The 12,891-nt window shown below is 68.5% G+C and carries 16 protein-coding genes; 7 read left to right on the plus strand and 9 right to left on the minus strand.

Translation table 11 applies throughout. The features are described from left to right. Nucleotides 1-229: 229 nt before the first annotated feature. From H288_RS0125850 to H288_RS0125860, 3 genes are all read right to left on the minus strand, one after another. Entirely contained in the window at nucleotides 230-898 is a 669-nt protein-coding gene (locus tag H288_RS0125850; RefSeq protein WP_051123783.1) for a helix-turn-helix domain-containing protein, read from the minus strand. 147 nt (nucleotides 899-1,045) lie between these two features. After that, entirely contained in the window at nucleotides 1,046-1,270 is a 225-nt protein-coding gene (locus H288_RS0125855) for a hypothetical protein (RefSeq protein ID WP_020095477.1), read from the minus strand. Between the two features lie 90 nt (nucleotides 1,271-1,360). Next, nucleotides 1,361-1,729, minus strand: coding sequence for an SPW repeat protein (locus H288_RS0125860; RefSeq protein WP_020095478.1), 369 nt, complete (start codon nucleotides 1,727-1,729; stop codon nucleotides 1,361-1,363). 296 nt (nucleotides 1,730-2,025) lie between these two features. On the opposite strand from H288_RS0125860, the gene H288_RS0125865 reads away from it, so the two are divergent. Beyond that, nucleotides 2,026-2,334 (plus strand): hypothetical protein, encoded by a 309-nt coding sequence (locus H288_RS0125865; RefSeq protein WP_020095479.1) that lies wholly within the window; start codon nucleotides 2,026-2,028, stop codon nucleotides 2,332-2,334. A gap of 78 nt (nucleotides 2,335-2,412) precedes the next feature. Continuing rightward, nucleotides 2,413-2,685, plus strand: a complete 273-nt coding sequence (locus tag H288_RS32830; RefSeq protein WP_020095480.1) for a hypothetical protein — start codon at nucleotides 2,413-2,415, stop codon at nucleotides 2,683-2,685. A 173-nt stretch (nucleotides 2,686-2,858) separates the two neighbouring features. Here the strand turns inward: H288_RS32830 and H288_RS0125875 are convergent, their stop codons facing one another. The 3 genes from H288_RS0125875 to H288_RS0125885 form a co-directional block, all read right to left on the minus strand. Then, nucleotides 2,859-3,251 carry a response regulator gene (locus tag H288_RS0125875; protein ID WP_020095481.1) on the minus strand — a complete coding sequence of 131 codons (393 nt, stop codon included), beginning with the start codon at nucleotides 3,249-3,251 and terminating at the stop codon, nucleotides 2,859-2,861. A gap of 90 nt (nucleotides 3,252-3,341) precedes the next feature. Further along, nucleotides 3,342-3,950 carry a response regulator FixJ gene (gene fixJ / locus H288_RS0125880; RefSeq protein ID WP_020095482.1) on the minus strand — a complete coding sequence of 203 codons (609 nt, stop codon included), beginning with the start codon at nucleotides 3,948-3,950 and terminating at the stop codon, nucleotides 3,342-3,344. Next, the gene (locus tag H288_RS0125885) at nucleotides 3,940-5,490 is read right to left on the minus strand and encodes a PAS domain S-box protein (RefSeq protein ID WP_020095483.1); all 1,551 of its coding nucleotides are present in this window, start codon (nucleotides 5,488-5,490) and stop codon (nucleotides 3,940-3,942) included. Before H288_RS0125885 ends, fixJ begins: the two co-directional genes overlap by 11 nt. 256 nt (nucleotides 5,491-5,746) lie before the next feature. On the opposite strand from H288_RS0125885, the gene H288_RS0125890 reads away from it, so the two are divergent. Next, nucleotides 5,747-6,607, plus strand: coding sequence for a universal stress protein (locus H288_RS0125890; protein ID WP_020095484.1), 861 nt, complete (start codon nucleotides 5,747-5,749; stop codon nucleotides 6,605-6,607). Nucleotides 6,608-7,056: 449 nt separating this feature from the next. Here H288_RS0125890 and H288_RS0125900 read toward each other — a convergent pair whose 3' ends face one another. The 3 genes from H288_RS0125900 to H288_RS0125910 form a co-directional block, all read right to left on the minus strand. Beyond that, the gene (locus tag H288_RS0125900; RefSeq protein WP_020095486.1) at nucleotides 7,057-7,383 is read right to left on the minus strand and encodes a cytochrome c; all 327 of its coding nucleotides are present in this window, start codon (nucleotides 7,381-7,383) and stop codon (nucleotides 7,057-7,059) included. Further along, entirely contained in the window at nucleotides 7,383-8,195 is an 813-nt protein-coding gene (locus tag H288_RS0125905; protein ID WP_020095487.1) for a universal stress protein, read from the minus strand. The genes H288_RS0125900 and H288_RS0125905 overlap by 1 nt, the downstream gene beginning before the upstream one ends. A 107-nt stretch (nucleotides 8,196-8,302) precedes the next feature. Next, entirely contained in the window at nucleotides 8,303-10,198 is a 1,896-nt protein-coding gene (locus tag H288_RS0125910) for a heavy metal translocating P-type ATPase (RefSeq protein WP_043713125.1), read from the minus strand. 457 nt (nucleotides 10,199-10,655) lie between these two features. On the opposite strand from H288_RS0125910, the gene H288_RS0125915 reads away from it, so the two are divergent. From H288_RS0125915 to H288_RS0125930, 4 genes are all read left to right on the plus strand, one after another. Further along, entirely contained in the window at nucleotides 10,656-11,111 is a 456-nt protein-coding gene (locus tag H288_RS0125915) for a carboxymuconolactone decarboxylase family protein (RefSeq protein WP_020095489.1), read from the plus strand. Between the two features lie 208 nt (nucleotides 11,112-11,319). Then, nucleotides 11,320-12,069: an NAD(P)H-binding protein gene (locus tag H288_RS0125920; protein WP_020095490.1), complete on the plus strand. Its 750-nt coding sequence runs from the start codon at nucleotides 11,320-11,322 to the stop codon at nucleotides 12,067-12,069. Between the two features lie 40 nt (nucleotides 12,070-12,109). Next, nucleotides 12,110-12,526, plus strand: a complete 417-nt coding sequence (locus H288_RS0125925; protein WP_020095491.1) for a cupin domain-containing protein — start codon at nucleotides 12,110-12,112, stop codon at nucleotides 12,524-12,526. Between the two features lie 82 nt (nucleotides 12,527-12,608). Then, nucleotides 12,609-12,891: IS3 family transposase (locus H288_RS0125930; RefSeq protein WP_020095492.1), on the plus strand; the 283-nt coding region annotated here is incomplete at its 3' end.

The raw sequence follows: 12,891 nt of genomic DNA on the forward strand, positions 1-12,891 counted from the left end.
GCGCGCCACCGGCGCACATCCCTCGGCAGCCCGCGAAGACACCGTCGAGGAACCTCCTCACTCCGGCTTTTTTTACCCGCCTCGTGCATCGGCCGTCGGGGTGCCTTGCCCCACCCTGCCCGGATTGCCTGCGGCATCTGCGGGCCGAGTCAGCCCAAACGGGGAATCCGGCATCGGGAAGGCTCTGGCGGGACCTTGCTTCAATACCTTCTCCGTGGCGGTAATCCCTTCAGTCCTCGACCACGCGGCGGAGCCGGCTACGGCGCAGCGTGACCTGCCGGCCGCCGTCGCGCCGGAGGGCTCCGTCCTCCTCCAACTGCGAGAGGGTGCGCGACACGGTCTCGATGGTAAGCCCGAGGTAATCAGCGATGTCCCGCCGGGTCATCGGCAGGGCGAAGGTGCCGGCGGAGCCAAGGCGTTCGTCGATCTCCATTAGGAAGGAGGCGACCCGCTCCTGGGCTGAGCGCCGCCCGAGCAGGAGCGTTAGGTCATGGGCGTGCCGAAGGTCGTTCGTGGCCATGCCCCAGAGTTGGCAGGCGACTTCCGCGCTGCGGGTGGCGGCACGCTCGACCTGACGCCGCCTGAAAATCAGGACCTTCGTGTCGCTCAGCGCCTCGGCGGTGTGGCGGTGGGTCTCGCCTTGCCCGAAGCCGAACAGGTTCCCGGGCAGGCGGAAGCCGGTGATCTGGCGTCGGCCGTCGCTCAGGACCTTGTGGGTGCGCACCGCGCCGGCGACGACCTTGTAGACGAACTCGGCCTCCTCCCCCTCGCCGTAGATCTCCTCCTCGCGGGCGTAGGCGAACGGAGTGCCGATCAGCTCGGGGCATCCCGCGAACAGACAGCTTCCGGGCTGGACCTGAACGAGAGCCGGATCGATGGCCGCCGCTTGCGGGTGCATGGATTGCATGAAGTCGGTGGTCATCGCCTGCTCCTCACCCGTATCGGATGAGGGCAGATTGGCCTCGCATTGCCGGCCGCGAAATTCCGGGCGCTCTCTTAAGCAGGCTTGCTTAAGGGGAACTACGTATCCTGGCGGCGCGCGCGATCAGATGCCCGCGGTCGGCACGAGCGCCCACGCCGGAATCGGCTCGGACAACCCGAGCAGGCCGCTGCGCCCCGCGAAGAGCCACCCGACCGCTGTGACGAGCCCGTACACCAACACGCCCAGGACGCGCGTGACGGCGTCGGCATGACCGCGCAGGGCGTGGATGCCCGCGCAGCCGGCCGTGAACGACGCGGCGGCGGCGAGCGCAACGGGGTCGAGGGGCATGGCGGCCTCCGGTGAGCGATGCCGTGGCGGGATCGGCCACGGCCGCACCGGGCGCGGTGCCGGCGCGGCCGTTCTGGCGACGAGCGCGATTCAGACCGACCGCGCCTGGGGCGACACGAAGAGCCGCCAGAGCTCGAACGCGGCGAAGGCGGCAACGGCGAGCCCGAACACGACGTGTACCCACATCGGGGGCCCGGCCTCCGCGAAGCCGAGCACCCACGGGGCGATGGACACCCACAGGCCGAGCGCGAGGTTGAGGTACTCCTCCCAGTCGTAGGTCTTGCCGAGCGCCACCACGGCGATCACGGTGATGGCGCCGCCGCTGATGAAGGCGTTGCGTGCCGCGGCGGTCTCATAGTCCAGCCCCAGGTACCAAGGTGCGAGGACAAGCGCGACGCCGAGCAGGATGTTGAGGGCGTTCGGGACCATGTCCTCGGTCCGGTTCTCGATGGTTCGCATCGGCTTCTCCTCTCGAAGCGGGGCCGGGAGAGTGGGGGCGTCGGGCCCCGGGGCGGCAGGTCGCCTGCCGCCTTCAATGGTCAGAGGCTCCCGTAAACCGAGCGCCGAGCATTGATTTGGATCAAGCTCTTGCGAGTTTATTCACGCCACAAGATGCCGAACCAACTAGGCAATTTTCCCGATGGGTTTGACTGTCGGATCATTTTAGCTTGACGTTTGACCCATTTGATCTGGATCAAGGCCGAAAATACTGTGATATCATCTGTGGTCCGCTCACCAGCGGAGGGACAATCCCGATGGATTCCGAGAACGTAACTCAATTTCCGACAGCATCGCCGGCCGAGGAACTCAAGACGAGCATCGGCATCTGGCGGGCCTTCGCAGTCGACCTGCCGCTGCGCGTCGCCGCGGAGACGATGCGTTTCACGAGCCGCCGTCTCCAGGCTCGGGCGGACCACCTCGCAGCGCTGGCCGCCTGCGCCTCGCTCAAGGACGCGTTAGATCTTCAGACCGCGTTCGTGGCCAAGAGCATGGCCGAGTACCAGGCCGAGGCCGCCACGCTGTCGCACGAGGTCACCGAGGCGGCGACGCTCAAGGCAGCCTGAAGAGGTCCTGTCGGGGCCGCGCGTGGCCCCGACACGACTTCCGGATACATGCCGATCCGGAACGGCAGGATGGGTCCTATGCAGGCCAGTCGACCGACCTCGACCCTCTACCGGGTGTTCCAGCGCCGATGCCAGCCCGGCCTGTGTTGCGCCGTGCGCGAGGCCACGCTGGTTCCACGCTTCCTCCGTCCAGGCACGTGGGATTTCGGCGCGGACGTCCGCGAGGGCGAGAGCCTGCCGTTCGGCTTCCAGCCCGCCCCGGCACGTGATGCCACGGCGGCGTTCGGCTACTACTTCTTCCACCATCCCTGCGAGACCCTGGAACCGAGGTATTCCCGCCGCTGGGCTTGAGCTCACTTGCGGGAGGCTTGCGCCAGATCAAGATCGCCCGGCATCCCCTCCGCCAACCTGGAAGCCAGCCGGAACGGGGAAGGCGCACGCGGTCCCCGCGACGTGGGCCCTGGGCCGTTCCGCGCAAGCCGCCGCGCCCGCGAAGTCCCGCGGCGGGCTAATGTCAGGGATCCTCAAGGCTGCGGGGTGACGCCCTCGGTGACCCTGTTGGCGGCGAGCATGCCCAGCAGTGCGTCGAACGCGAGCGGCTTCTCGACCACGGGTACGCCGGCCGCGCGGGCCCGCGTCCGGATGCCCGGGTCGGGATGTCCGGTGATCAGCACGACGGGCACGCGGGCATCGAGGTCACGCAACCGGGTGAACACCTCAAGCCCGTCCATCCTCGCCATGACCTGGTCGATCAGAACGAGGTCGGGGTGTGGACCTGGGAAGGCCGCCAGCAGTTCGGGGCCGCTGACGAAGGTCTCGACCTCGTGGCCCTCGCTTTCCAGGAGGAAGCGTGTCGAGTGCAGGACGGCCGGGTCGTCGTCCACGACGTAGATAAGGTTCGAGGGGTCTAACGGCATGGTGGTCGCTGGCGGCGTGGCGTGCGGGGACAAGGCCGGCAGCCTAGCGAAAGATCCGTGTCGCGTGCCTTGACCTGCCTCAAGCCCGTCTCACGCTAGGCCAGCCAGCACCGACCAGCGCACCAGCTCCTGCAGGTTTTCCGCCTGCGTCTTGGCCATCAGCTTGGCCCGGTAGATCTCAACGGTCCGGGGACTGATGTCGAGCGCGCGGCCGATCTCCTTGCTCGTGCCGCCGGCGACCAGTTGGTCCAGCACCTGCCGCTCGCGTGCGCTCAAGGTGCCGACCCGCCGGATGAACTCCTGCAGGCTCGGGTCGGCCGCGGCCACGGGACCGCCGCGTTCCAGGGCGGAGCGCAGCGCCTGGAGGAGGGACTCGTCGCCGAACGGCTTCTCGATGAAGTCGCAGGCGCCGAGCTTCATCGCTTCGACCGCGAGCGGCACGTCCCCGTGCCCCGTCATCATCACCACCGGCAAGGTGTGGCCCGCCGCCCGAAGACGCCGCAGTAGTTCTAGCCCGTCGATGCCCGGCATGCGGATGTCGGTCAGGACGCATCCCGCGGCCGGCCTCGTCAGCCTGTCGAGCAGGTCCGTCCCGGCCTCGTAAAGCCGCACCTCAAACCCCTCGGTCCCGAGCAGGAAGCCGACGGAGTCCCGCATGGCCGGGTCGTCATCCACGACGTAAACGAGGTCAGTTGCCATTGGGCGGGTTCCCCTCGTCGGCGGCCTGGAGCGTCAGCCGGAAGGTGGCACCTCCGGCTGCGTTGCGCTCGACCGTCAGGTGTCCGCCATGCGCCTCGATGATGGTGCGGCAGATCGAGAGGCCGACGCCCATCCCGCTGGCCTTGGTGGTCACGAACGGCTGGAAGAGGCGGTCGGCGACCTCATCCGCGATGCCTGGGCCGGTGTCCGACACCGTGATCTCGACCATCTTCGCGGATAACGCATGGGCGTCGACGGTCATCTCGCGCCGTTCGCTCTGCTGCATGGCCTCGCGCGCGTTCCGCATGAGGTTGACCAGGACTTGCTGGATCTGGACCCGGTCGGCCAGTACGGCGTTCAGGCCGGGCCCCACTCGGATCTTGGCGACCACGCCCTGCTCCCGGGCGCCGACCAGGGCGAGGGCGCTCGCCTCCTCGATCAGCCGCGAGACCGGCTCCAGCCGTCGCTCCGTCTCCCCGCGGGTCACGAACTCCCGGAGACGGCGAATGATCTGGCCGGCCCGCAGGGCCTGCTCGGCGGTCTTGTCGAGAACTTCCAGCGACTTGGCGATGGCTTCTGGGCCAGCCCGCGCGAGCAGCCGACGGCAACCCTTGGTGTAGTTCGCGATGGCACCGAGCGGCTGGTTCAGCTCGTGCGCCAGGGTCGACGCCATCTCGCCCATCGCGCTCAGGCGGGAAACGTGGACAAGCTCGGACTGGAGTTCCTGGAGCCGCTGCTGCGTCTTCTGGTGCTCGGTGAGGTCGTTGATGAAGCCGGTGAAGTAGACTTGCTCGCCCGAGCGCATCTCGCCGATGGCGAGCTCCATCGGGAACGTCGTGCCGTCAGCCCGCCGGCCGGTCACGACCCGGTTGGTGCCGATGATGCGCCGCTCCCGCGTCCGCCTGTAGTGGTCGAGGTAGCCGTCGTGCTCGCCCCGCATTGGCTCCGGCATCAGGATGCGGACGTTTTGTCCGACAGCTTCGCCGGCCGCGTAGCCGAACAGCCGCTCGGCCGCAGCGCTGAACGAATGGATGAGGCCGGCCTCGTCGATGACGACCATCGCTTCGGGCACGGTGTCGAGGATCGAGCGCAGGTGCGCCTCGCGCGCCCGGATGTCCTCCTCGGCCCGCTTCTGCCCGTCGATGCTCAGGACGACCCCGCGATGCCGTGCCGGCCGACCGTCCGCGTCCAGGCTCACCCGCCCGCGCGAGCGCAGCCAGCAGACGTGCCCGTCGGGCCGCACGACGCGGTAGTCGACCTCGTAGCTGCCGCCATCCCGCAAAGCCCGTTGGATGGCGTCCGACCGAGCCTGCCGGTCGTCCGGGTGCACCAAGGCCTGGGAGGCGGCGAAGGTGGTCAGCCGCTCGGGCGGCACTCCGAACAGGTGGGCGCAGGTAGGTGAGACGGTGGCCCGTCCGGTCGGGATGTCCAGCGACCAGACACAGATGCCGACCTCGTCGAGGGTCTGCCGAAGTTCATCGTTCGCCTGCGCGACGTCACGACGAAGATCGACGCTGGGCATGTCGACGGGGTCCGTCATCAACCGCACCCGTGAAAATCATGCGCGCGGCGGTCGCGGAACTCGCCTGTGCCCGCCTTCTTGTCGGCTGCGTCGCGCGTCAGGTCATTACTGCGATTCCGGTCTCGGGAACAGCCGTCGGCCCGTATCCGCAATTCGCGCCGAGTAGTTCCTTGGTCTGAGCCGATGCCGCATTGCCCATGCCGCTTGAGGTGGATCAAGGCCGCACATCAACGATGGGAGGAACCATGGGGTCGGCTCAATTCGGAGACGCCCCATGTCCAGCCACTCCCCATCCCCGCTCGCGGCCATCCGCGACGTTCTCGTCGGTACCGCCGTCGAGGGAGAGCGTGAGGAAGCCTCGTCGGCCATCGGCTATGGCCTGACGCTGGCCAAGGCCGCCGGCGCGCACCTCACCGTCCAATCGGCCTCGTGGCGCCTCTCGGGCGACGACGCGTGGCTCGGCGACTTCGACCACGAGGGCGTCTCGGTCATCGACCGCCGGCTCGACACGTTGGCCCGCTCCATCGCGGAGCGCTCGGCCGGGGATGCCGCGCAGGCCGGCGTGGTCTGCACGACGGAGGCGCCGAGCCTGCCCTACCCGGAGATCGTGAGCCGGCTCGCCGGACGAGCCCGCCTGCACGACCTGACGGTCCTGGACATCGGCCCGCGGACCTACGACCTCGACCGCGAGATGATCGAGAAGGCGCTGTTCCAAAGCGGTCGCCCGGTCATCGCGGTCCCGCCAGGACGCGATGCCTTTACCGCGCGCCGGATCATGGTCGCCTGGGACGGCAGCGCCCAGGCCGCCCGGGCGGCCAACGACGCGTTGCCGTTCCTGCGCGCGGCCGAGGCGGTCGAGATCGTCTTCGTCGGCGACGAGGCGGAGATCCACGAAGCCGTGCCAGGCGCCGAATTCGCGCCCCATTTCGCCCGGCACGGGGTGAACGTCAGCGTCAACGACCTGCCGAGGGGCGAGAGCGTCGCCGACACCCTGAGCGCCCAGGCCGGCCTGTTCCGGGCCGACATGATCGTGATGGGCGCCTACCGGCATTCCCCCACGCGTGAATACTTCTTCGGTGGGGTGACCCGCTCCTTCCTGAGGGGCAGCCCGGCACCGCTGTTCCTCGCCCATTGAGTTCTGGAGGCCGACCGTGATCAAGCGTGGATCTTCAGGGAGCGGCACGACCAGTCGGGTCGCCCGGAAACGCGGTACCCCGCACGCGCGCAGCCAATCCGCATCGGCAAAGCTCGATGTCGGGGAGGTGCCGCCTCAGGTGCGGGCACCGAACAGGCCGGAGTGGCCCGGCCCGATGAACGAGGAGGAGCGCGCCGCCCTGAAGGCCGGCTGGAGCTTCGTCGAGTGAAGCGGCCGCGCACGGCCTGCGGCGACCCGGGCCTGCCGGGCCGTCAAATTCGTGCGCGCGGCCAGCGACGTCTCGATTGTATTCCGGACCTCAGCGTCGGAGGACGTCCGCCGGCTGACGTAGAGAAGCGACCCTTCCCCGGTGCTCGTCCCCTTCGGGGTTCGGTGTCCCGGCGAACCCTCGTCCTTGGTGTCCGGCTGTCGGCGCCTTGACGTCCGTCTCACCGCCTCAGCGTCCGCATATAGGCCGTTAGGTCGGCCGCATCGCTCGGATCGAGCCGGAAGTCCGGCATGGCCGGATGCCGGCGTTCGACGCCTTCGTCCAGGACGTCGACAAGGTCGCCTATGGGAAAGCGTTCGGCGAGCGTGCGGAACCGCGGCGCCTCGCGCATCGGGCTTGCCCCTGTCGTGCGCACCGCGTGACAGCGCGCGCAGACAATGCCCGCAAGGGCCCGGCCGCGCGCTGCCGAGGCCTCCCCCGCGGCGACGGGTCCGGTGAGCAGGTGGAGCGCGACGGTCGCGCCGAGGAGGACGCCCCTGCCGGACATCAGTGGCACATCAGGCAGCAGAGGGGCGAGCGGTCCAGGAGGTCGCGCGTGACGCCGCCGAACATCCACTCCCGGAGCCTGGAATGGCCGTAGGCGCCCAGGATGATCAGGTCCGCGTCCTGCAGCAGCGCGAAGCGCAAGAGCTCCGATCCGGTGTCGTCCACCGTGTGCAGGGGGTGAGCGGTGACGTGGGCACCATGGCGTGCGAGGTGGTGGGCCACGTCCTCCGCACCCTCGTGACGTGCATCCGCGCCGACGGTCGCGACCCAAACCTGGTCCGCATCGCGCATGAAGGGCAGCGCGGCCGACACGGCTCGTCGCGCCTCCGGAACGTCCTTCCACGCGACGACGATGCGGGCCGCACTCAGGTGTACAGTCCGTGGCGGTATGACCAGCACCGGCCTGCCGGCCTCCATCAGGACGGGCCCGGGCGGCACGCCGAGCGGCCCCGGATCCTCGTCGCCCGGTCCGCGACGGCTCACGACGACGAGGTCCGCGGCGCGCGCCTGCTCGACGAGATGGGCGACGGGGTCGGCGAACCGCCAGCGCCAGTCGGTGCAGATGCCATCTCCGGCGAAGCGCTCGAACGACGCGCGTGCCTGCTCCAGGATTGCTTGCACCTGCGCCTTGTTGCGGCCCTCCTGATCGATGGCATCGTAGACGTCCCGCACCAGGATCGGGGCCGGCACCTCGTGGGCGGCCGCCCCCGTCAGGGTCGCGTCGAAGCGTCGGGCAAGGCCGGCGGCGAGCCGTATCCGGTCCGGGGCGGCCTCGCCGAGGTCGGCGGGAACGAGGATGTTCGCGTAGCCCAATGCAGCCTCCCAGATGCGTCGATGCCGACGGGGAGAGCCTGGCCTTGCCGAGGGCGGCCCACCTTGATCCATCGCAAGCCCGAAGGGCGCGCCCGTCGTCCCTGGCCTCACGCGCGGCGCGGAACGCCGCGCGCCTCCGGCTCGCGTCCGCCCTCTGGGCCGCCGAGCACGCGCATGGCGTTGAGGATCACGGCGACGTCGATGGCTTCCTGCAACAAGGCCCCTTGGAGGGGCGAGAGGTAGCCGAGCGCCGCCGCGACCATGCCGGCCAGCGAAAGCCCGAGGCCGACCCATACGCTCTGGAGTGCGATGGCGCGGGCACGCCTGGCGATGCGGATGGCGCGGGGTAGCGGCGCAAGACTGTCCACCAGCAGGACGACGTCCGCTGCCTCGGCCGCCGCCGCCGCGCCTCGGGCGCCGAGCGCCACGCCGAGGTCGGCGGCCGCAAGGGCGGGCGCGTCGTTGACCCCGTCGCCTACCATCATCACGGGGCCGTTCCGCCGCTCAGCCACCACGGCGTCGGTCTTCGCCGCCGGGTCTAGGTCGGCGGCGACGGCATCGATGGGCAGACCGGCGACGAGCGCATCCGCGACGGCGCGTCGATCCCCAGTTGCGAGGACCACGCGCTCGATGCCGCACGCGCGCAGTTCCAGGAGGGCGTTGCCGCCGTCCACCCGCAGTGGGTCGGCAAACTCCAATGCGGCGGCCGTGGCGCCGTCGACGGCGACCAGCACCGTTGACGCGACCGCCGCGCCGGTCCCTGCCATGGCCGGTGGCGGGAAGCGGATCCCGTGCATCCGCATGATATTCGGCCCCCCGACGACGACGGGCCGCCCATCCACCAGTCCTGTCACGCCTTCCCCTGGCATCTCCTCGACGTCCTCGGGTTGCGAGAGCGTCAGGCCTCGCCTCGCCGCCTCCTCGATCAAGGCTCGACCCAGCGGGTGGCCGGAGGCTTGTTCGAGGGATGCCGCGAGCCCCAGGACCTCGCCTTCGTCGAGGATGCCGAGAATCCGTGCAGAGGTCAGCCGAGCAGCGCCGTGGGTCAGGGTGCCCGTCTTGTCGACCACAAGGACGCGGACCTTGGCCAGCGTCTCCAAAGCCCCGCCGCCCTTGATGAGCACGCCGATGCCGGCCGCACGGGAGAGACCCGAGACGAGTGCCACAGGTACCGCCAGGATCAGCGGGCACGGCGTTGCGACGACCAGCACGGCCAGCGCCCGAAGGGGGTCGTCGGTGGCGAGCCAGGCGCTTCCGGCCAGCAGTAGCGTGAGGACAAGGAAGGCGAGCCCGTAACGGTCGGCCAGGCGCGCCATCGGCGCCTTTTGGGATCGCGCTGCCTCCACGAGCCGAACGATCCCGGCATACGTGCTCTCGGCCGCGGGCCGCTCCGTGATCAGGGTGAACGGCGTGCCCACGTTCACAGTCCCGCTGAGCACGGGCTCGTTCGCGAGGGCGGTGAAGGGCAGCGCCTCGCCGGTCAGGCTCGACCGGTCGAGCACGGCGCGGCCCGCGGCGACGCGACCGTCCACCGGCAGGACGTCTCCCACGCGCACCAGGATGCGGTCTCCTGGGACTAGCACCGCGATGGGCGCCTCCTTCAATGCGCCCTCGTCCTCGCGCAGGGCGGTGCGCGGCTGGCGCGCAATCAGCGCCGTCATCGCCCTGCCGGCGCGGCCGGATGCGTACGCTTCCAGTGACTGGCCGCCCGCGTACATCAGGGCGATGACGGCGCCGGCCAGCGGCTGCGACAGGACAAGCGCGCCGCCCATCGAGAGCAGAGCGACGAGGTCCAGGCCGACGTCTCCCTTCTTCAAGCTCGTCCCGACTTGGGCCAGTAGAACTCCGATGACGGTTAGGGTCGCAATCGTCCACGCCCACGTGGCGACCTCAGGATGACCTAGCCCTCGTCCCAAAAGTCCTGCGCACAAGCAGGCCAGTGGCAAAAGAGCCAGCCGTCCCCGAAGCCACGGCATCCAACCCGCAACCTGTGAGCATCCCATTTCGCGTGAGGGTGCGACCGCTGTCATCATCGTTTGGGTCACTCTTGATCTAGCGCACCTCCTGACTGCATCTGGGCTGTTTGAAGGACCATGCGCTGGATCAACGCCTCCGTGAGGTCATGATCAAAGCCGCACCAGGGTCCGCTTATCTACGTCCCAAGCTCGGAAGCAGACGAGCTGCAAACGGCCAGCATCTGCCGAACCCCGGACGTCCGCTTTTTGGTTTCCGCATCCGAAAGCGGACTGGCAGTTTTCCACCCCGAGCAGCCCTTCCGCACCCGACCCATGTAGGTCGTCAATCTACCTGCTCGGCCCGCTTGGAAGCGGACGTAGATGCTCTCGGCTGGAAGATGATCCGCTTTGTGAGAGAAGGCGGCATCGCATGTCACAACCGTGCAGATCGGTTCGTCATAGCTTCGAACGTCGATCGCCGGCGCTCCGAGCACAAGGACGAGACATGAGCGAGATTAAGCGATTGGTCTGGAACGAGGTGGCCCCGAAGGGGGCCAAAGCGCTCTATGGCATTCATCACTACATCACCACTGACACCGATCTACCCAATGAGCTGATCCATCTCGTCTTTCTGCGAGTGTCGCAGATTAATGGCTGCGCGCACTGCATCGACTTGCACACCCGGGATCTTCTTAAGACGATGCCGTTCGAGAAGGTCGCTCTGGTTCCGGTCTGGGCCGAGGTACCTCACCTGTTTCCTGACCAATACCGCGCCGCGCTCGCGTGGGCGGAGGAAGTCACGCTGGTCGGCGATACGCACGCTTCCGATGAGGCCTATGCGGCGGCAAGCACAGCATTCGCGTCCAAGGATCTCGTGGACCTCACGATCACCATCGCGGCGATGAACGCGTTCAACCGCCTCGGCGCACCCTTCCGCCTCCCGGTCCAGGCACAAATTTAGTCGGTTCTGCGCTCCGTCAGGGGCGGCGCCAGCGCCGTCCCATTCCCGCGGATGTCAATCGATCTCCGGCGGCAGTTCCACGTCTCACGTCGCTGATTTTTTCCGGGGCATGTCACATTGGGACGGACCCGCCTCGTCATTTGTTCGACGGACGCCTGAATGCGGCAAGGAGCCGCCCCGTCCGTTCTCGAACAAGGAGACAGGAACCATGAAGATCGTGGTGATTGGCGGAAGCGGCCTCATCGGCAGGCATCTGACGGCCGAACTGTCGCGACAAGGACATGAGGCCATTGCGGCTTCGCCGAGCAGCGGGGTGAATGCGCTGACGGGCGAAGGCTTGGCCAAAGTTCTTGCCGGAGCCGACGTCGTCGTTGACGTGTCGAACTCTCCGTCCTTTGAGGACGCGGCGGTGCTCGACTTCTTCGAGCGCTCTGGCCGCAACCTCCTCGCCGCGGAGCGCGAAGCGGGTGTGAAACATCACGTCGCCCTATCCATCGTCGGCACGGACCGCCTGGAGGGGAACGGATACTTTCTCGCGAAGGTCGCGCAGGAGCGACTGATCGCAGCTTCTGACCTTCCCTACACCGTCGTCCGGGCCACGCAATTCTTCGAGTTCGTCGCGACGATTGCCCAGGCTTCCGTCGCAGGCGACCGCATCGTTGTTCCCGATGCCGACTTCCAGCCGATCGCCGCCGCCGATGTAGCCGCAGCGCTCGCCGAAGTCGCGCTTGCTCCCCCGTGCAACGCGACGATCGAGATCGCCGGGCCGGACCGCCTGCCGTTCCGCGACTTCGTCGCCCACTCGGTCGCATCCACCGGCGACCGTCGGGAGGTGCTAGCCGACAGGGCGGCGCGCTACTTCGGCGCTGCGCTCGATAAGGGTTCGCTTGTTCCCGAGCATGCGGAAGCGGCACGGCTCGGGCCGACGCGGTTCGAGAGTTGGCTCGCTGCTGCCTGAACCGCTGCGCTTCTCCTCATCCACGAAGAAAGGCCCTTCCATGTTCAGAGCATTTCTGCTGGGCGCCCTCGTTGCCGTCTCCGTCGTTCCCGCGATTGCGGCCGATGTTGCGAGGGGCGAGGCCCGGGTCACGACGATCTTTGACCATCCACTACCTTCAGTTCCCGGCAAGAGCCTGCGCGGCGTCCTCGTCGAGTACGGTCCGGGCGGGTCCTCACCGTCCCACACCCACGCCGCATCTGCCTTCATCACGGCAACTGTGATCGAGGGCGAGGTGCGCAGCCGGATCAACGACGGCCCGGAGAAAGTCTTCCGCGTCGGGGAGAGCTTTGTCGAAATGCCCGGTGATCACCACGGTGTCAGCGCTAATGCCAGCGACATCGAGCCCTCCAAGCTCCTCGCCGTCTTCGTCGTGGACACGGCTGACCGGGTGTTGACGACGCCGGACCGACCCTAACAGCGGCGGCGCGGGAACTCTGATCCTCCCTCGGCATCGCGGACACCTCTGATACGCTCATGCTGAGCGGGGAAGGTGTCGGATGGCGAAGACGAGACGCGAGTTCACGCCCGAGTTCAAACGCGAAGCGGTCGCCCTGCTGGAGAGCAGCGGCCGGCCACAGATGCAGGTCGCGGCCGAGCTCGGGATCCAGCCCTCGATGCTGAGGCAGTGGCGCGCCACGCTGAACGGGGCCCTACCCCGGCCGCGGCCGGCCGGATCGACGGGGAGTGCGCCACCAAGCCCGGTCGCCTCGCCGTCCGATCAGGCCGCCGAGATCGCCCGCCTGCGGCGTGAGCTCGACCGTACGCGCATGGAGCGCGACG

The organism is Methylobacterium sp. 285MFTsu5.1, assembly GCF_000383455.1.
Lineage (GTDB): Bacteria > Pseudomonadota > Alphaproteobacteria > Rhizobiales > Beijerinckiaceae > Methylobacterium.

Excerpts from the sequence above, each read along its gene's own strand:
- H288_RS0125915 (WP_020095489.1), top strand. The coding sequence starts at position 10,656 with ATGAGCGAGATTAAGCGATTGGTCTGGAACGAGGTGGCCCCGAAGGGG.
- H288_RS0125910 (WP_043713125.1), bottom strand. The coding sequence starts at position 10,198 with ATGGGATGCTCACAGGTTGCGGGTTGGATGCCGTGGCTTCGGGGACGG.
- H288_RS0125885 (WP_020095483.1), bottom strand. The coding sequence starts at position 5,490 with ATGACGGACCCCGTCGACATGCCCAGCGTCGATCTTCGTCGTGACGTC.
- H288_RS0125875 (WP_020095481.1), bottom strand. The coding sequence starts at position 3,251 with ATGCCGTTAGACCCCTCGAACCTTATCTACGTCGTGGACGACGACCCG.
- H288_RS0125850 (WP_051123783.1), bottom strand. The coding sequence starts at position 898 with ATGCACCCGCAAGCGGCGGCCATCGATCCGGCTCTCGTTCAGGTCCAG.
- fixJ (WP_020095482.1), bottom strand. The coding sequence starts at position 3,950 with ATGGCAACTGACCTCGTTTACGTCGTGGATGACGACCCGGCCATGCGG.
- H288_RS0125865 (WP_020095479.1), top strand. The coding sequence starts at position 2,026 with ATGGATTCCGAGAACGTAACTCAATTTCCGACAGCATCGCCGGCCGAG.
- H288_RS0125890 (WP_020095484.1), top strand. The coding sequence starts at position 5,747 with ATGTCCAGCCACTCCCCATCCCCGCTCGCGGCCATCCGCGACGTTCTC.
- H288_RS32830 (WP_020095480.1), top strand. The coding sequence starts at position 2,413 with ATGCAGGCCAGTCGACCGACCTCGACCCTCTACCGGGTGTTCCAGCGC.
- H288_RS0125925 (WP_020095491.1), top strand. The coding sequence starts at position 12,110 with ATGTTCAGAGCATTTCTGCTGGGCGCCCTCGTTGCCGTCTCCGTCGTT.
- H288_RS0125860 (WP_020095478.1), bottom strand. The coding sequence starts at position 1,729 with ATGCGAACCATCGAGAACCGGACCGAGGACATGGTCCCGAACGCCCTC.
- H288_RS0125900 (WP_020095486.1), bottom strand. The coding sequence starts at position 7,383 with ATGTCCGGCAGGGGCGTCCTCCTCGGCGCGACCGTCGCGCTCCACCTG.
- H288_RS0125855 (WP_020095477.1), bottom strand. The coding sequence starts at position 1,270 with ATGCCCCTCGACCCCGTTGCGCTCGCCGCCGCCGCGTCGTTCACGGCC.
- H288_RS0125920 (WP_020095490.1), top strand. The coding sequence starts at position 11,320 with ATGAAGATCGTGGTGATTGGCGGAAGCGGCCTCATCGGCAGGCATCTG.